Annotated in this window: 17 protein-coding genes; 8 read left to right on the top strand and 9 right to left on the bottom strand. The window is 67.0% G+C overall.

Annotated features, from left to right (window positions below):
* Position 1: 1 nt before the first annotated feature.
* The 6 genes from ACJH5R_RS09130 to ACJH5R_RS09105 all read right to left on the bottom strand — a co-directional run bounded on the left by ACJH5R_RS09130 (position 2) and on the right by ACJH5R_RS09105 (position 6,247).
* Complete coding sequence (locus tag ACJH5R_RS09130; RefSeq protein ID WP_406757798.1) at positions 2-865, bottom strand: amidohydrolase family protein; 864 nt, start codon at positions 863-865, stop codon at positions 2-4.
* Entirely contained in the window at positions 862-2,475 is a 1,614-nt protein-coding gene (locus tag ACJH5R_RS09125) for an acyl-CoA synthetase (RefSeq protein WP_406781786.1), read from the bottom strand. Before ACJH5R_RS09125 ends, ACJH5R_RS09130 begins: the two co-directional genes overlap by 4 nt.
* A 2-nt stretch (positions 2,476-2,477) precedes the next feature.
* Positions 2,478-3,728, bottom strand: a complete 1,251-nt coding sequence (locus tag ACJH5R_RS09120) for an amidohydrolase family protein (protein ID WP_406757800.1) — start codon at positions 3,726-3,728, stop codon at positions 2,478-2,480.
* A 14-nt stretch (positions 3,729-3,742) separates the two neighbouring features.
* Positions 3,743-4,537, bottom strand: coding sequence for an enoyl-CoA hydratase (locus ACJH5R_RS09115; protein WP_406757801.1), 795 nt, complete (start codon positions 4,535-4,537; stop codon positions 3,743-3,745).
* Between the two features lie 135 nt (positions 4,538-4,672).
* The gene (locus ACJH5R_RS09110; protein WP_406757802.1) at positions 4,673-5,470 is read right to left on the bottom strand and encodes an SDR family NAD(P)-dependent oxidoreductase; all 798 of its coding nucleotides are present in this window, start codon (positions 5,468-5,470) and stop codon (positions 4,673-4,675) included.
* Positions 5,471-5,485: 15 nt separating this feature from the next.
* On the bottom strand, positions 5,486-6,247 hold the full coding sequence (locus tag ACJH5R_RS09105) for a crotonase/enoyl-CoA hydratase family protein (protein ID WP_406757803.1): 762 nt from the start codon (positions 6,245-6,247) through the stop codon (positions 5,486-5,488).
* 152 nt (positions 6,248-6,399) lie between these two features.
* Between ACJH5R_RS09105 and ACJH5R_RS09100 the strand changes: the two genes are divergently transcribed.
* Positions 6,400-7,149, top strand: a complete 750-nt coding sequence (locus ACJH5R_RS09100) for a TetR/AcrR family transcriptional regulator (protein ID WP_406757804.1) — start codon at positions 6,400-6,402, stop codon at positions 7,147-7,149.
* Here ACJH5R_RS09100 and ACJH5R_RS09095 read toward each other — a convergent pair whose 3' ends face one another.
* The 3 genes from ACJH5R_RS09095 to ACJH5R_RS09085 form a co-directional block, all read right to left on the bottom strand.
* The gene (locus tag ACJH5R_RS09095; RefSeq protein ID WP_406781785.1) at positions 7,150-8,325 is read right to left on the bottom strand and encodes a thiolase family protein; all 1,176 of its coding nucleotides are present in this window, start codon (positions 8,323-8,325) and stop codon (positions 7,150-7,152) included.
* A 72-nt stretch (positions 8,326-8,397) separates the two neighbouring features.
* Positions 8,398-9,285, bottom strand: coding sequence for an enoyl-CoA hydratase/isomerase family protein (locus tag ACJH5R_RS09090; protein ID WP_406781784.1), 888 nt, complete (start codon positions 9,283-9,285; stop codon positions 8,398-8,400).
* Positions 9,282-9,974, bottom strand: a complete 693-nt coding sequence (locus ACJH5R_RS09085) for a hypothetical protein (protein WP_406781783.1) — start codon at positions 9,972-9,974, stop codon at positions 9,282-9,284. Before ACJH5R_RS09085 ends, ACJH5R_RS09090 begins: the two co-directional genes overlap by 4 nt.
* A gap of 68 nt (positions 9,975-10,042) precedes the next feature.
* Here ACJH5R_RS09085 and ACJH5R_RS09080 point away from each other — a divergent pair, with 68 nt between their 5' ends.
* From ACJH5R_RS09080 to ACJH5R_RS09050, 7 genes are read left to right on the top strand one after another with little or no spacing between them, the layout of a single operon-like run.
* Positions 10,043-10,882 (top strand): enoyl-CoA hydratase/isomerase family protein, encoded by an 840-nt coding sequence (locus ACJH5R_RS09080; protein ID WP_406781782.1) that lies wholly within the window; start codon positions 10,043-10,045, stop codon positions 10,880-10,882.
* 17 nt (positions 10,883-10,899) lie between these two features.
* Entirely contained in the window at positions 10,900-11,706 is an 807-nt protein-coding gene (locus tag ACJH5R_RS09075) for an enoyl-CoA hydratase/isomerase family protein (protein ID WP_406781781.1), read from the top strand.
* Positions 11,703-12,491, top strand: a complete 789-nt coding sequence (locus tag ACJH5R_RS09070; RefSeq protein WP_406757813.1) for an enoyl-CoA hydratase/isomerase family protein — start codon at positions 11,703-11,705, stop codon at positions 12,489-12,491. Before ACJH5R_RS09075 ends, ACJH5R_RS09070 begins: the two co-directional genes overlap by 4 nt.
* Positions 12,491-13,960, top strand: a complete 1,470-nt coding sequence (locus ACJH5R_RS09065) for a class I adenylate-forming enzyme family protein (protein WP_406757814.1) — start codon at positions 12,491-12,493, stop codon at positions 13,958-13,960. Before ACJH5R_RS09070 ends, ACJH5R_RS09065 begins: the two co-directional genes overlap by 1 nt.
* Positions 13,950-15,476, top strand: a complete 1,527-nt coding sequence (locus ACJH5R_RS09060; RefSeq protein WP_406757815.1) for a class I adenylate-forming enzyme family protein — start codon at positions 13,950-13,952, stop codon at positions 15,474-15,476. The genes ACJH5R_RS09065 and ACJH5R_RS09060 overlap by 11 nt, the downstream gene beginning before the upstream one ends.
* The gene (locus ACJH5R_RS09055; protein ID WP_406757816.1) at positions 15,469-17,043 is read left to right on the top strand and encodes a class I adenylate-forming enzyme family protein; all 1,575 of its coding nucleotides are present in this window, start codon (positions 15,469-15,471) and stop codon (positions 17,041-17,043) included. Before ACJH5R_RS09060 ends, ACJH5R_RS09055 begins: the two co-directional genes overlap by 8 nt.
* Positions 17,040-17,861: a mycofactocin-coupled SDR family oxidoreductase gene (locus ACJH5R_RS09050; protein ID WP_406757817.1), complete on the top strand. Its 822-nt coding sequence runs from the start codon at positions 17,040-17,042 to the stop codon at positions 17,859-17,861. The genes ACJH5R_RS09055 and ACJH5R_RS09050 overlap by 4 nt, the downstream gene beginning before the upstream one ends.

The following is a 17,861-nucleotide window of genomic DNA, read 5'->3' as shown; positions in this document are numbered from 1 at the left end:
CTCAGCTCTCCTGTTCGGGTACGGTGCCGCGTTCGGCAAAGAAGAAGTCGGCTGCATTGCGGTAGAGGTATTTGTCGAGCACGTCGGGCGGCAGGTCCAGAGCGCGCGCCTCGGGCACCACCCGGTCCATCCGCAGCACCGGCCAGTCCGAGGCGAAGATGACCTTGCCGGCACCCCGGGTGCGCATGAAGTGCAGCAGGGCTTCCGGCAGACGTTTCGGCGACCAGGCCGAGGTCATCAACCGCAGGTTGCGGTACTTGATGAGCAGGCGGATCGCGACGTCCCACCAGGGGTCGGCGCCGTGGATCATGCACAGCCGCAATTCGGGAAAGCGCACGCAGACCCGGTCCAGGTGGATCGGGTGCTGCACCTCACCGGGGATCGGCGGCCCCGGAATGCCGGTGTTGACGCACAGCGGCAGATCCAGTTCGGCGCACTTGGCGTAGAGCGGGTAGTAGACGGCGTCGCTGGGCGGATATTGGCCATCGCCCCAGAAGCTTGGCCCCACAACGGCGTAGACCACCGGCAGGTCGACCGCGACAGCACTCAATTCCCGAAGCGCGGGCACCGGACGCAGCAGGTTCATGCCGCCCATTGCCAGCGCGAACCGATCCGGCCGGGCTTCGACGAACTTCCGGGCGGTCACCGAGGGTTTGACCAGGTTGTCCATCAGGACCGCCTTGGTCACGCCGTGGGTGTCCATCTCGTCGAGCAGCGCCGACATGTCGACCGGCGCGAACATCGACTCGGGTCCCTTGAAGTAGTCATCGCGCGTTCTGACCATCCAGGACGGCTGCTCATTCTCGCCGAAGTGCACGTTCACCAGACAATCGATGACTCGTGACTGCTCGCTCATGCCCGTCATGCCGTAGCCACCTCATTCACCTGTCGTTTGGCCCAGCGGTAGTCGGCCTTGCCATTGCCCAGTCGGCGCACCTGCGCCACCATGACGTACGCCTTGGGCACCTTGAAGCCCGCCAGCACCGATCGACAGTGTGCGTCCAGTTGCTCGTCGGTAACACCCGAATCCGGTTGCGGAACAACCAGCGCCACCAGTTCCTCGCCCCAGCGCTCGCTCGGGCGGCCCACCACCAGCGCGTCGGCCACCGCCGGGTGAGCACGCAGCACGCCCTCGACCTCTTCGACGAACACCTTCTCCCCGCCGGTGTTGACCACCAGAGCGTCGCGCCCGAACAACCGCAGCGTGCCGTCCTTCTCGATGCTGGCGCGGTCGCCGGAGATCACCATCCGTTGACCGTCGATCTGACCGAAGGTGCGCTGCGTCGCGTCGGCGTCGTCGAAGTATCCGAGCGGGATCCGTCCGGTCCGCACCACCCAACCCACCTCGGGATCACCGGGTTCCAGGAACCGGGTGCGGTCCCGCGACACCACCGATCCCCCGGTCCGTAGATCGAATGTGTCACGCCGCGCGTCGCGCTGGCTGCGCCCGAAGCCCAGATTGCCGGTCTCCGAGGAGCCGTACCCGTTGATCAGGGTGATCTGCGGAAGCAGTTCCAGCAACGCGGCCTGATACTTCGGATTGGTTGCGGCACCGCCGGTTGCGATCGAGTGCAAGGACGTCAGGTCATAGGTCGCGTTGCGCAGTTCGGCGACCAGGGGCGCGGCGTACGCGTCGCCCACCATGGTCATGAGCCCGACCTTTTCGCGCGCGGCGGTCTCCAGCACCGTACGGGGGTCGAACCTGGCGCGGCTGTCATTGAGGATCACCGTCTGGCCGGACAGGATCGCCGAGAACGCGGTCCACAGCCCGGCGGCGTGCATCAGCGGCGACAGCGCGAACCAGTGCGGACCGGCATGCTGCACCTTCTGGTGGATCTCCGCCACGCCGGCGTGATCGTCACCGACCATCGACGACACGTAGATGTCGCTTTGTCGCCACAGCACGCCCTTCGGACGCCCGGTGGTTCCCCCGGTGCAGATCATCAGCAGATCGTCCGGCGACGGCGCCACCGGCTGATCGGCGTCGCCCTGCGCCAGCGCATCGTCCAGCGCTACCGCATCGAGTCCGGGGTCGGCTGCGCCGTCGTCGATCCTGATCAGCAGGTCAGCGCCGGATTCATGTAGTGTGTCAATAAATTTCGCCTCGAGCGAGGCGTGGTAGATGACCGCTCGGGGACGCAGATAGTCCAGGAGCTCACCGGCCTCGGCCGGGGTGTAGTAGTGGTTGACGTTGACCGGGACCGCGCGGGCCTTGAGACAGCCGATCACCATGTCGGGGTACAGGTCGTTGTGCATGAGCAGCGCGACCCGGTCCTGGCCGCACTCCCAGTTGCGCAACTCCGAACGCTCACGCTGGGCGCCGAGCCCGCGGCCGGCCAGGTAGTTGGCCAGCCGGCGGGTGCGCTCCGCGGATTGCGCGAACGTGCTGCGCCGATCCCCGCAGATCGTCATAGCCCGGTCGGGTACGGCCTCGGCGATCGCGTCGAGGACCGCGCCGAGGGTCCATTCGCCCACTTTCAGACCGAAGCTGCCAGGTGAGCGGCGCCCGGTGCGGCACGGTTCGGATCACCCAGAAGGGTCAATGCGTTGTCCCGCATCACCATTCGGGTATCTTCCGCGCTGAACTCAGGGAACTGCGGGATGTCTGCGGTGAAAGTCGTCGGGTCGGCGAGTCCCTCACCGTGCGGCCAGTCCGAGCCGAACAGGATCTTGTCGACGCCAATGGTGTCGGCCAGCAGCTTCACGTCGTCCTCGTAGTAGGGGGCAATCCAGACGTTGGTGCGCAGCTGCTCGATCGGATCTTCCTTGTAATGATACGGCGCATTGTTGGCCGACTTCTTCAACCGCTTGATCAGCCGGTAAACGAAGTACGAGCCGTTCTCGATGCTGACCACCTTGAGCTTGGGGTGACGGGTGAACACCTGGTGCACGATCATCGAGGCGATGGTGTCGTGGATCGCCCGATCGTCCATGATCACCATGTCCAGCGGGTCGCGCTTACCGAATCCCTTGAACACGCCGCTACCGCCCCACAACGCCGGGATTGCCATGTAACCGGAGTCAGACAGATGGAAGACGACTGCGACGCCCGCCTCGGCGAGGCGCGCCCACACCGGGTCATGCACCGGGTCACCGAGGGACCGGGCCCGAACCTCGCCGGGCACCGGTGCCGGGCGCACACACACCAGCTTGGCGCCGCGGCTGATCACGAATTCGACTTCGTCGACGGCTTTTTCGGGGTCAGCCAGCGAGATGATCGGTGCGGATATCACGCGGCCGTCGGGACGGTCGAAGCCCCAGTCCTCGTCGAGCCACAGGTTGAACGCGTGCACCGATGCAATGGTGGCGGGGATGTCGTGTTTGAGCCCCTCCTCCACACCACAGGCGAAGGTCGGCAGCATGAACACCGTCTCCAGCCGCTGCCGGTCGAGGACCTGCACGCGGGCGTCGCGGTTCTGGTATTCAGGATGCTCGGAGAGCCTGTCGAGCTTCATCAACGACGCCGGCTCCACGCCTTCGGGGATCTCGCCGCGGAACAGCAGATCCAGGCAGCCGGGTTCGATGATCGGGTCGAAGTTCGGGTTCGGGATGAAGTGGTTGACGACCCCGCCGAACACCGCCAGGGTGCGATGGCCGTCCTGCACCATCTGGACACCGCGGCTGCGGAATTCCTTGGGCAGGTGCCGAGTGAAGGCGTCCAGCGGCTCGTAGTAGTGGTTGTCGACGTCGACGGCCAAGTACGGAAGCCGTTCAGCTGCGGCAGTCATGTGCTCAACCTTTCTCAAGACAGGGGCGGGAAGTTCGGCGGGCGTTTCTCGAAAAAACTGGTGATTCCTTCGATCAGGTCGGGCCGCGACAGCGATTCGTACATCAGGGTTTCGGCGCGGGCGCTGACCGCTGCGACGTCGTCGAGTGCGTCACCGTAGGCCTGCGCTTTGATCACCGCCAGCGAGGCCGGTGAGCAGTTCGCGGCGATGTCGGCGGCGTACGCCATCGCACGTTCAAGCAGCAGCTCGGGCGCCACGACATGGTTGACCAGACCCAGCTCGCGGGCTTCCTCGGCGAGGAAGGTGCGTCCGGACAGCAGCAGATCCATCGCCGGGCCCATGCCCGCCAATCGCGGCAGTATCCACGTGATTCCGTGCTCGGCGACAAGTCCGCGCCGGGTGAATGCGGTGGCGAATTTGGCACCGGCCGCGGCGAACCGCACGTCGCACATCAGCGCATGGGTCAGCCCGATCCCGACACAGGAGCCGTTGATGGCCGCGATCACGGGTTTGCGCAACTCGGTCAGGAAATGCGGGGGGCGGTCCCCGACCAGTTGGGACACGTCGGTGCCGGATGCGTCGACGGCGTCGGGACCCGTTTGAGTGCCGCCACCCAGATCCGCACCGGCGCAGAATCCCCGGCCACTACCGGTCACCACGATCGCCCGCACCGCGGGATCCGCCTCGGCACCATCGATGGCGGAGTAGAAACCGGCGGCGATATCGGGGCCCCAGGAGTTGAGCCGCTCCGGACGGTTGAAGGTGATCAGCCCGACGCCGTCACGCACGTCGTAGAGCACCGCGGTCATCGACCCCGCAACCTCCGCCTCGAAGCAACCGGATAGTTCTTACTGTATACCTTTCGGTAGCGCATTCCGCAACCTCCGAGGTTCCTGCCTCAAGCCACTATGCACGCAGGTCAGGGGCAAATTCGGGTCAGCCGATCAGGTGAAATCCGAGCCGCCGTCAACGTTGACGTTGGCGCCGGTCATGTAGGCGTTGCGACGGGAGGCCAGAAAGGCTGCGACCGCGCCCACTTCGTCCGGCAGGCCCGCCCGTGGCAGCTGCGCCGGGTGGCCAAAATGCTCGGCGATAGCCTCCATCAGCCGGTAGGGGTCCTCCCCGTCCACCCCGACCGAGCGAGCCCAGCCGACCAGCGCCTCGGAGGCGACGCTTCCGGGCGAGACCACGTTGACCAGAATCTCCTCGGGCGCCAGGAGCAGTGCCAGGTTCTTCGAGATGCTGTTCACCATCGCCTTGGCCGCGGTGTAGGCAACCAGGACTGTGCTCTGGCGCTGCGTCGACTGCGCCGAGAAATTGACGATTCGAGCCCATTCGGCCTTGCGCAGCAACGGCAGCGCCGCCTGCACGGTATGCACCATCCCCATCGCGCCCTGGTCGATCGCCCGGCGCCACTGCTCATCGGTGAGATCCTCGAAGGTGCCCTGCACGTCGGGGCCGGCCGCGTTGATCAGAATGTTGAGCTCGCCGCCCCACCGTCTCCCGAGTTCGGCGAAGGCTTCGTGCACCCGCTGCTCGTCGCAGGCATCGGCGACTATGCCGATCGCCTCCGGACTGCCGCGTCCCCTCAGGTCGTCACACGCGCGGTCCAGGTCGGCAGCCGAGCGTGCCATGACCGCCACCCGAGCCCCGTCGTCGGCCAGACAACGAGCGGTGGCCAGTCCCATCCCCCGGCCACCACCGACGACGACGGCGCGCGCGTTGTGCAACCCCAGATCCACGGCCGCAGACCAGGGTCAGGCGCCGGTCCAGTTCGGGGCGCGTTTCTCGGCGAACGCGATGGCACCCTCCTTGGCGTCATGGGAGGTGAACACCGGCGCGATCAGTTCGCCCTGCTTCTGCCAGATCTCATCCTGACTCCAGCCGGCGGACTTCACCATGATCTCCTTGGTCACCGCGACGGCCAGCGGGCCATTGGCGGTGATCCGTTCGGCCAGGGCGATCGCCCCGTCCAGCGCTTCGCCCGGCTCGGTGAGCACGTTGACGAAGCCCCACTGGGCGCCCTGTTCGGCGGTGAAACTCTCACCGGTCAAAGCCAATTCGAGCGCCTTCTGATACGGAATGCGGTGCGGCAACCGCAACAGGCCACCGCCGGCGGCCACCAGCCCCCGCTTGACCTCGGGGATACCGAATTTCGCGCCCTGGGCGGCCACCACCAGGTCGGTGGCCAGCACCAGCTCGGTGCCACCGGCCACCGCGTGTCCTTCAACCGCGGAGATGAGCGGTTTGCGCGGCGGGCGCTCGGTGAAGCCGAGCCCACGTCCCGGCACATACGCCAACTCCCCTGCCGCGAACGCCTTGAGATCCATTCCTGCACAGAAATTGCCGCCGGCTCCGGTCAGCACCCCGACCGACAGTTCGGGAGTGTCGTCCAGTTCGTCGCAGGCCGCAGCCAACCCCTCGGCGACCGCCTTGTTGGCCGCATTGCGCGCTTCCGGCCGGTTGATAGTGATGACGAGAATCCGTCCGCGACGCTCACGCAGTACCGCTTCTGACACGGCTCACCCTTCAGGCGTTGTGACAAGGTATATCAAAATGCTTACCATAGGCTTTACGGTAAGAGAAGCTCATTACCCCGCGCAGGCGAGCGGTACAGGTAGGTTTGACGGCGACGAACCGGCCGTGTCGACCAGAACTGGAGGTATCCGCAGTGGCAAAGCAGCCAGTCGCCGAGAAACGCCAACGGCGCGAACGCGGATCGATCAACCCCGACGACATCATCGACGGCGCGTTCGAGCTCGCCGAACAGATCGGGGTCGACAACCTGAGCATGCCGTTGCTCGGCAAGCATCTCGGTGTCGGCGTGACGAGCATCTACTGGTACTTCCGCAAAAAGGATGACCTCCTCAATGCGATGACCACCCGGGCCCTGCGCCAGTACACGTTCGCCACCCCATATGTGGAGGCCAAGGACTGGCGTCAGACGTTGAGCAATCACGCACACAGCATGCGGTCGACGTTCCTGGGCAATCCGATCTTGTGTGATCTCATCCTGATTCGGGCCGCGCTGAGCCCGCGGGCCGCGCAGCTCGGCGTCCAGGAAGTGGAGCGGGCGATCGCCAGCCTGGTGGAGGCCGGCTTGTCGCCGCAGGACGCCTTCGACACCTATTCGACGGTCTCGGTGCACATCCGCGGGTCGGTGGTGCTGCAGCGCCTCTACGAGAAGAACCGGGCATCGGACGCCGAGGGGCCGTCCGATTTCGAGGAGGCCCTCGTCATCGACCCGGCCGTGACCCCGCTGCTGGCAGAGACCACCAGGCAGGGGCATCGAATCGGCGCAGCAGATGACGCCAACTTTGACTACGGGCTCAACTGCATTCTCGATCACGCCGAGCGGCTGATCGAGCAGAACTCCAAGCCGGCGCGGCGTCGCGCCACGCCGGCTTCGGCCAAGCGCTAGCTAGACCTCGATCACCACAGCGCCACCCTGGCCGCCACCGGCGCACATGGCGGCCACACCGATGCCCCCGCCGCGCCGCTTGAGTTCGTAGAGCAGCGTGGTCACCATCCGGGCGCCGGATGCGGCGATGGGGTGCCCGAGACTGCAACCGCTGCCGGAGAAGTTCACCAGCTCTTCGTCGATGCCGTATTCCTTGCACGCCGCGATCGGCACCGAGGCGAAGGCCTCGTTGATCTCCCACAGCGCGACGTCGCCGACGGACAGCCCGGCCCGCTGGAGCACCTTGCCGATCACCTTGACGCCGCCGAGCCCGGTGTCGCGGGGAGCGACACCGACCGAGGCCCAGGCCTTGACTGTGCCCATGACAGTCAGGCCCTTGTCGCGGGCGTAGTCGGAGTCGACGATCGCGACTGCGGCCGCGGCGTCGTTGGTGCCGCTACTGTTGCCGGCGGTGATCGAGAAGCCATCGATCTCGGGGTGCAGCACCTTCAGGCCCGCCAGCTTCTCCACGGTGGTTTCGCGGCGGGGGAATTCGTCGACCTTGAACTCGGCTACCGAGCCGTCGGGCAGTTCGACCTTCAGCGGGATGATCTCGTCGACGAACTTGCCGGCATCGATCGCGGCGATCGCCCGCTGGTGCGAGCGCGCGGCCCAGGCGTCCATCTCCTCGCGGGTGATGCCCGCCGCCTGCGCGGTGTTCCACCCCACCGTGATCGACATGTCGCGGGTGGGCGCATCCGGGGTCTCCGGGTGCGTCGGGGGCATCCAGCGCTCCTCGAACTTCAGCTCGGGGCCAGGGATGCGCCAGTTCGTCAGCGGCGTCATCGACAGTGATTGCACGCCGCCGGCGATCAGCACCCGCTCCATCCCGGAACCGATCTGCGCCGACGCGTTGCCGATCGCGGTCAGGCTGCCGGCGCAATGCCGGTTGACCGACTGACCGGGAACCGACTCCATGCCGCAGGCAGCAGCCGCGTAGCGAGCGAGATCGCCTCCACCGTAATGCGATTCGGCGAAGATGATGTCGTCGATCTCGGCCGGATCGATGCCGGCCCGGCGCACCACCTCGGGCAGCACCGTGGTGATCAGCGTCTCCGGGGGCGTGTTGACCAATGTTCCCTTGAACGAACGTCCGATGGCCGTGCGAACGGCGCCGACGATGACAGGTGTAGGCATTTTTCCGACCTTACATTATTCGCTATTTTTGTAAAGTAGACGCGTGAGTCTGGCCGCTGCGCCGCCGAAGCCTCACGGCTCGGGGACGTGAAAGTGCTCGTCACGCAGCCGGAACGCCTCCTTGGTTCCGTGCTGCGCCCGGGTCTTGACGAAGTTGAACTCCCCCGGCGCGAACTGCAGGTTGGTGCCGTAGGCGTGAAACAGGTAGCTGGCCACCTCTTCGCCCTGATACGCCTGACTCTGCTCGACGAGCCGGAACGCCTCCTTGGCGATGACGACGCCGTCGGCGGGCATCTTCGCGGCCTTGCACGCCCAGTATCGGGCCCGCGCGGTCACCGCCGCCGGATCGCAGGTCTCGGTGAACACACCCAGGTGTTCGACCGCGGCGGCCTCGACGATATCCCCGGTCAACAACAGGCGCCGCGCCAGCACGGGGCCGAGCCGATGAAAGAACATGTGCAGGCTGCCCAGCGCCGGGCCCAGAAACCGCGTCGCGGGCATGCCGATCTTGGTGTCACGCGCAATCACCGAAATGTCGGTCATCAGCGCCATCTCGAAACCGCCGCCGAGCGCATACCCGCTGATCTCACCCACTGTGACCTTCGGGAAGCCCATCAGATTGTGATAGAAGCCGAACGATTTGCGGTCCACGGTAAGTCGGCGTCGCTGGCTGGGCCTGCCCTTGTCCGCCGGCTGCGCGGTCTCCCCGCGCTCGCCGTACCAGCCGTAGGCGTTGTTCATGTCGGCTCCGGTGCTGAACACCCCTTCGGTGCCGCGCAGCAGCACCACGACCAGATCGTCGTCCTCGGCGACCCGGTCCAGGCAGCGGGCGACCGCGTCGCGCATTGCGGCATCGTAGGAATTGCGCCGCCCGGGATTGTTCAGCGTGACGGTGGCGATGCGCCCGTCGAGGTCGACATCGAAAAGCACACGGTCGTCGGTGGTCTCGGCAGCGCTCATCGGTGGGACTCCTCATCCTGTCTGCGGCCGAATCGAATGGCACTCAATTTGTTCGGCGGCGCCGCCGCCGTGGTGACCTCGCCGGTGCACAGCACCTCGCCGCGATAGAGAAGTCGCGCCGTGGAAGCGATACCCCGCTCTACCGCGGTTCGCACGATGTCGAAGTCCAGCTCGGTGAGAATGGGTGTCGGGCGCCGGTAGCTGACCAGCAGTGAGCGGGTACGCCCGGCCGAGCCGGCCGCGCAGCTCTGATGCTGCGTCACGCAGTCGAAGAACACTCCGAGAAAGCCGCCGTGCACCAGCCCCGGAGGCCCTTCGTAGGGCAGCGGGAACGTGACTGTGCCCGAGGCTGTCTGGCCATCGAGGTGGTCGAAGCGATACTCCGGGAAGCAGGGGTTGAACGACCCGACGTCGAACGCGTGCCCCAGGTAGACCCGGCCCGCCGGGTCGTCAGCGTCTTCCAAGCGGGGCATGGCCTCCACCGGGGCCACTGCAGCCAGTTGCCGTTCCCAGTCGGCGAACTGCGTCAGCATGTCGTCCACCAGCGGATGCGGGTGTTCCAAGGCGAGCAGCAGCCCGGTCAGGCGCCGCATGGCGCCGGCCACCGCGACGGTCTGCCCCAGCGGCTGCTCGCCGAAACGGGCGGCATCGCCGGCCGAAACCACAGAGTTCCCCGAACCGTCCGCCATAGGCCTTTCTCCGCCGAATCGCGCTAATCGTATAGCCTACTGTAGCTATCACGATATAGCGTTGAAAGGTGGACAGCACCGTGGCCGACTCCCCCGATTCCGGGTCCGGCTCCGCCCCCGATGGCGCAGTGACGGCGCAACGTGACGGCACGCTGCTCCGGCTGACCCTGGCGCGCCCGGAACGCCGGAATAGCCTGAGCTCGTCGATGACCGATGCACTGGTCACGGCCCTGACCGAGGCGGCAAGCGACGACACGTTGCGCGCCCTCCATATCCGGGGCGCCGGCCATGATTTCTGCGCGGGGGCCGACTGGGTGGCCACCAATGCCGGCGGCCAACGACCCCGCACCGGCGATCTGGTTCGCCGCGTCCCACACGGCGCGCACCGGGTGATCGAGCTGCTGCAGACCATCGCGCTGCCGGTCGTATGCAGCGTCCGAGGCTGGGCGGTGGGCCTGGGTTGCAATCTGGCGCTGGCCGCCGACTTCACGGTGGCCGCCACCGACGCGGTGTTCTGGGAACCGTTCGTGGCGCGCGGCTTCAGCCCCGACTCGGGATCGACCTGGCTGCTGCCACGGCTGGTGGGACTGGCTCGGGCCAGGCGCATGTTGCTGCTGGGTGAGCAGGTCAGTGGCGCATCCGCGCAGGATTGGGGATTGATCCACCAGGCGGTGGCGCCGGCAGATGTGGACTCGGCCACCGAAGAGCTGCTGGCCGCCTTGACACAGGGGCCCACGGTCGCGATCGGCCTGACCAAGCAGGCGCTGCACTACGCACAGCAGGCAACGCTGCCGCAAGCCCTGACCCAGGAGCTGTTAAACCTTGAACTCAGCTGCCGTACCGGGGATTTCAAAGAGGGCCTAGCCGCGTTTGCGCAGCGGCGACCACCTGGCTTCACCGGCCGCTGAGAAGGAAAGAGACGGCAATGCCGATGTTCGACACCATCGACTACGACGTGCGCGGGCACACCGCCACCATCACGCTGAACCGTCCCGAGGCGCTCAATGCGTTGAGCCCGCACATGGTCACCGAACTGCGGTCCGCCTACGCCGAGGCCGAGAGCGACGAGGCGGTGTGGGTGGTCATCGTCACCGGCAACGGGCGGGCGTTCTGCACCGGCGCCGACGTGAAGGAGATCCCCGGCGACGGCAAGGTGGTCAATGAACGGCCCTATCTGTCCACCTACGAGCAGTGGGAGGCGCCGCAGGAGGGCACTCCCCCGTTCCGGACGATGGCCAAACCGGTGCTGGCGGCCATCAACGGGATCTGTTGCGGCGCAGGGCTGGACTGGGTTACCACCTGTGACATCGTGATCGCCTCGGACCGCGCGACGTTCTTCGACCCGCACGTCTCGATCGGCCTGGTCGCCGGACGTGAAGTGGTGCGGCTGGCCCGGGTGCTACCCCGCTCCATCGCGCTACGGATGGCCATGATGGGCAAGCATGAGCGCATGGACGCGCAACGCGCCTATGACCTCGGCATGATCAGCGAGGTGGTGGAGCATGACCGATTGCTGACCCGCGCACACGAGATCGCCGACGTGCTGAACTCCAACGCGCCGCTGGCGGTACGCGGAACCCGGCTGGCGATCCTCAAGGGCTTGGACCTGCCACTGCACGAGGCGGAGATGCTCGCCGAATCATTCCGGGAACGTAACCTGCACACCGCGGATTCCCTGGAGGGCCCCCGGGCCTTCGTCGAGAAGCGCGCACCGGAATGGCAGTGCCGATGAGCACGGAGTTCACCACGATCCTGCTCGACTTCGACCGCGCCGCACGCGTCGCCACCATCACGTTGAACCGGCCGGACCGCCTCAACGCGTTCGACCGCACCATGTGCGAGGAGATGGCCGCGGCATGGCGGATCGTCAAACTCGATACTGAGGTCAACGCCGTCGTGCTGCGTGCCGCGGGTGAGCGGGCATTCAGCGCCGGACTGGACATCAAGTCCTCCTACGGCCAGCCCGACAACATCTGGAACCATGAAGATCCCGGCGAGTTGCTGAGTCCCAAGTGGCAGAAGATGTTCAAGCCGGTGATCTGCGCCGTCCAAGGCATGTGCACCGCGGGTGCGTTCTACTTCATCAACGAGGCCGACGTAGTGATCTGCTCGGACGAGGCCACGTTCTTCGACTCCCACGTCTCGGCCGGGCTGGTCTGCGCACTCGAGCCGATCGGGCTGATGCGCCGAATCGGGTTGGGTGAAACCCTGCGGATCGCACTGATGGGCAACGATGAACGGCTCAGCGCCGACACCGCGTTGCGCATCGGCCTGGTGACGGAAATCGTGGCGCGCGATCAGCTTTGGACGCGAGCGCACGAGATCGCCGCCACCATCGCGGCCAAGCCGCCCTCGGCCACCCAGGGCACGGTCAAAGCGATCTGGGAGTCCTTGGACAAGCCGTACCGTGCCGCCCTGGACCAGGGCCTGATCTACACCAGGCTGGGCAACCCGCTGGGCAAGGCCGAACTCGACGCACGACCGCCGCGCCCCGCCGCATCGCCACGGATCCGCTGATGGCGCATCCGCTGAGCCGGCGCATTGCCGACGTGCTCGATCTGGCGCCCGAGGAACCGGCATTGCAGTACGACGGCCGGTGGCATTCCTGGTCGCAACTCGGAGCCCTGGCGGAGCGCATCGCGGAACTGACACCGCCTGGTGGACGCGTCGGGATCCTGCTGCGCAACCGCCCCCCGCAGGTGGCCGCATTGCTGGGGGTGTTGCTCGCCGGGGGCTGCGTGGTGGTGATCAATCCGTCCCGCGGCGACGACCGCACCCGCACCGAGATCGCCGCGCTGCAACTCCCGGTGATCGTCGGGCAGGCCGATGATCTGGCCGCCCTGGTCACCGCGACACCGCGCACCACGGTGGTGACGATCTCCGATCTCACCGCCGACCCGCAGATCACCGCGGCAGGCGAGCCCAGCTCCGATCCCGGGCGCCCCGACGTGGCGGTGTGGATGCTGACCAGCGGAACCACCGGGCCACCCAAGCGCGTCGACCTGCGTTACGACATGTTGGCGCACAGCGTGATCGGCCCCGATCCCGAGCATCTCCCCGCACCCACCCAATTGCGCCGCGGCATCGCGATCGTCAACGCGCCGCTGGTGCACATCGGCGGCGTGTACCGGGTGTTGCAGTGCATCGCCGAGGCACGATCGTTTGTGCTGCTGGAGCGATTCGAGCTGCAGCGCTGGGCCGAGGCGGTACGAACCTGCCGGCCACGCGCCGTCTCGTTGGTGCCGGCCGCGCTGCGCGCGGTGCTGCATTCGGATCTGGGCCGCGAGGACCTGGCCGGGATCCGGGCGGTCACCTCCGGGACCGCGCCGCTGTCCGCCGACGACGCCGACGCGTTCACCGCCAAGTTCGGTATCCCGGTGCTGACCTCTTACGCCGCCACAGAATTCGGCGGCGGCGTGGCCGGCTGGACGCTGGCCGATCACAAACAGTTCTGGCAGGACAAACGCGGCAGTGTCGGGCGCGCCAGCCTCGGCGCGCAACTGCGTGTGGTCGACGACGACGGCGCCCCGCTCGGCGCCGATCAGCCCGGGCTGCTCGAGGTCAAGCCTGGCCAGCTGGGGCCCGCCGCGGACTGGATGCGCACCACCGATGTGGCCCGTATCGACGCCGACGGCTTCCTGTGGATCCTGGGCCGGGCGGATCAGGCCATCATCCGCGGCGGATTCAAGGTGTTGCCCGACGATGTTCGGGTCGCGCTGGAGGCACACCCGGCGGTCAAGGGTGCCGCGGTGGTGGGCCGTGCCGACGAGCGTCTGGGACAGACGCCGGTGGCGGCGGTCGAGCTGCGCTCTGGAGTCTTCGCCGACGCCGTGACGCTGACCGAGTTTCTGCGCGGCCGGCTGGCCGGTTATGAGATTCCGACCGAGATCGTGATCGTCGACGTCATCCCGCGGACGCCGTCGGGCAAGGCCGACCTGAGCGCGGTTCGGGACCTGATCGACCTGTCGAGTAAGCATGCCCGCTGAAACCCTGCCGCAGCTGCTGCGCACTCAGGCGCAGGCCCGCGGCGTCCACCCGCTGCTGATCTGCGACACCGAGCGGATCAGCTACGCCGACGCTGAGGAGCGCTCCGCGGCGTTGGCCCGCCGACTGGTTGCGCTGGGAGCCGGCAAGGGCAGCCACATCGGCCTGTTGTATCCCAACGGCCCAGCGTTCGTGGTCGGCTTGCTCGCCGCCTGCCGGATCGGCGCGGTGGTGGTCCCATTCCCCACCCTGTCAACGGCGCCGGAGCTGCGTGACCAACTGGTGCACAGCGACGTGCAGATCCTGCTGGCCACCGCGTCCTACCGATCACACGACTATCGGGCACGGTTGACCGAAGTCCTCGGCGATGTCGATATCGTCCGTGCAGCAACGCTGTTCAGCACCTACGCGCCGCAGCTTCGCCATGTGCTGTTCGACGCCGACCACCGGGGAACACCCGACGACCAGGACACCCTCGAAACCCTGGAGGACCTGGAAGCCGATGTCGACGGCGGCGACCCGCTGGCGATCATCTATACCTCCGGCTCCAGCGGCACGCCCAAGGGCGCGGTGCACACTCATGCCGGCCTGATCGGGCATCAACGCAACCTCAACGCAATCCGGCGGCTCACCACCGAGGACATCTTGTTCTGCAACTCCCCGTTCTTCTGGATCGGTGGGTTCGCGTTCGCGCTGATGGCCACGATGCTGGCCGGATCGACACTGCTGTGTTCCAATGCCGTCGACCCCGCTGTCACGCTGGACCTGCTCGAAGCCGAGAAGCCCACGATGACCAATGGTTACGTCGCCGGCATCACCCCCCTTGCGCAGCACCCGAGCTTCGCCGGGCGCGATCTGTCCACCCTGCGCCGCGGCAACCTCTATCCGATCATGGCGCCAGGCACCCGCCCGGCCGATCCCGAGTTGCGGCACAACATGCTGGGGCTGACCGAGACCGGCGGCGTCGTACTGCTCAGCGGCGACGAAACCGACCAGCCCGAACACCGACGCGGAAGCTTCGGCATGCCGGCCCCCGGTTTCGAGTGCCGAGTCGAGTCCGGCGAACTGTGGGTACGCGGCCCCTACCTGATGCAGCGCTACCACAAGCGCAGCCGCGAGGAGTGTTTCGACGCCGACGGCTGGTTCCATACCGGCGATCTGGTCCGCACCGACGCCGACGGCTTCTACTACTACCTGGGCCGACACGACAGGGTGATCAAGACGGCCGGCGCCAATGTGTCCGCCATCGAGGTGGAGCAAGCCATCGCCAAGGTGACCGACGGCGCCGTCGCGCATGTGTTCGCCGTGCCTGACCCGGACCGGGGCCAGCTGGTGGCCGCGATCATCGTGGCCGGCAACACCGAGATCGACGCGCAGCAGCTACGCACGCGGCTTGCCACCGAGCTGTCCGCCTACAAGATCCCGCGCCGGATCGCCTGTGTCCCCGCCGCCCGGGTCCCGCTGCTGGCCAGCGGGAAGGTCGACCTGCGCCGGTTGGCGGAGGTGCTCAATGCCTGATCTCGTGCCGTCCCCGCTGACCATCGATGCCGTGGTGCGATCGGGTGCCGCCGCCGACCCGGACAAACCGATGGTGATCGACTCGACCGACCGCCTGAGCTACGCGGATCTGGATGCGTCGTCTCGGGAACTGGCCGCAATCCTGGTGCAGGCCGGTGTCGGCAAGGGCACCCGGGTGGGGCTGATCATGCCCAACTGCGTCGACTGGGTCCGAACAGCGGTCGCCGTGACCCGGATCGGCGCGGTATTGGTTCCCCTGAGCACCTTGCTGACCCCGCCGGAACTCCGCGCGCAACTTCGGGTCGCTGCGGTGCGGTTTCTGATCAGCGTCGAGGAGTTCCGGGGCCACCGCTACCTCGACGATCTACGCGCGGATTCGTCACTGCCGCGGGACCTTCCCGCACTGCAACATGTCTGGTCCACGCAAAGCTTGGCCTCCGCCGGCGACGGCGCGGGCGAGATCGTCGACGCCATGACCGCGACCGTGAATCCCGCCGACCCGATGCTGATCATGTTCACCTCCGGCAGCAGCGGCACACCCAAGGGGGTGCTGCACTCACACGGCAGCGCTCTGGGTGCGGTCTCATCCGGGCTGGCCGCCCGCTGCATCGACGCCGACACCCGGCTGTATCTGCCGATGCCGTTCTTCTGGGTCGGCGGTTTCGGCGGCGGGGTGCTTTCGGCGCTGCTGGCCGGGGCGACCCTGATCACCGAGGAGATTGCGCAACCCGAGACCACGTTGAGCCTGCTGGAATCCGAGCGGGTCACCTTGTTCCGTGGCTGGCCGGACCAGGCCGAAGCGTTGGCCCGCCACGCCGGTTCCACTGACCTGTCGGCGCTGCGGCCCGGCAGCCTGGAGGCGCTGCTGCCGCCGCGATTGCGCGCCGAGCCCGGGGCGCGCGCCAATCTGTTCGGGATGACCGAGGCCTTCGGGCCGTACTGTGGCTATGCCGCTGATACCGACCTGCCACGTTCGGCGTGGGGAAGCTGCGGTAAACCGTTTGCCGGCATGGAGGTTCGGATCGTCGACACCGACAGCGGCGTTCCGGTGGCCCCCGACACGGTTGGGATGATCCAGCTGCGCGGGCCGCACACGTTGCGCGGCATCTGCGGTCGCACGCGGGAAGCGGTCTTTACCGTCGACGGCTTCTACCCGACTGGCGACCTGGGCCGGCTCGATCCCGACGGATTCCTGTTCTATCACGGCAGATCCGATGACATGTTCAAGGTCAGTGGCGCCACGGTCTATCCGAGCGAAGTCGAGAAGGCCCTGCGCAGCATCGCCGGGGTCGAGGCTGCGGTCGTCACCAACGTGCCCGACGGAACACGGAACCGGGTGGGAGTGGTGGTGGCCGGCGACGGCTTGACCATCGACGGACTGCGCGATCGGTGTCGCGATCTGGTGAGCTCGTTCAAAGTGCCGGCGGTATGGCTGATCGTCGCCGGCACCGATGCCATCCCGTACGGGCCAACCGGCAAGGTCGACAAACGGCGGGTGCGGGAGATGTTGACGACTGGATGCCACGCCGATACAGGCGTGAACCAACAACGGAGGGAACGGATATGACAGGCCGACTGACAGGCAGGGTGGCATTCGTCACCGGCGCGGCGCGGGGACAGGGACGCGCCCACGCGGTACGGATGGCCAGTGAAGGCGCCGACATCATCGCCGTCGACGTGGCCGGGAAACTGCCCGACTGCGTGCCGTACAACCCGGCAAGCCCCGAGGATCTGGCCGAAACCGTCCGATTGGTGCAGGACACCGGAGCACGCATGGTGTCCTCGATCGTCGACACCCGCGACTACGACGGCTTGCGTGAGGCGGTCGCCGACGGCGTGGCAGAACTCGGCCGCCTCGACATCATCGTGGCCAACGCCGGTGTTGCTGCCCCGCAGGCCTGGGATGCCATCTCGCCGGAGAACTTTCGCGATGTCATGGACATCAACGTGACCGGCACCTGGAACACCGTGATGGCCGGCGCCCCACACATCATCGCCGGGAAGCGCGGCGGCTCGATCATCTTGATCAGTTCGGCGGCCGGCATCAAGATGCAGCCGTTCATGGTCCACTACACGGCCAGCAAGCACGCCGTCACCGGGATGGCCCGTGCGTTCGCCGCCGAACTGGGCAAACACGCGATTCGGGTCAACAGCGTGCACCCCGGTCCGGTCAACACCGACATGGGCACCGGCGACATGGTCAGCGCGCTGGGCCAGGCGATGGAGACCAATCCTCAACTGTCGCAGATGCTCACGCCCTTCCTGCCCACCTGGGTAGCCGAACCGGAGGACATCGCCGGCACCGTGTGCTGGCTGGCCAGCACCGACTCGCATCTGGTCACCGCCGCCGCCATTCCGGTGGATCAAGGCTGCACACAGTACTGA

Origin of the sequence: Mycobacterium sp. SMC-19 (genome assembly GCF_045310815.1) — a bacterium.
GTDB lineage: Bacteria > Actinomycetota > Actinomycetes > Mycobacteriales > Mycobacteriaceae > Mycobacterium.
This window is presented reverse-complemented; position numbering and strand designations above follow the sequence as displayed.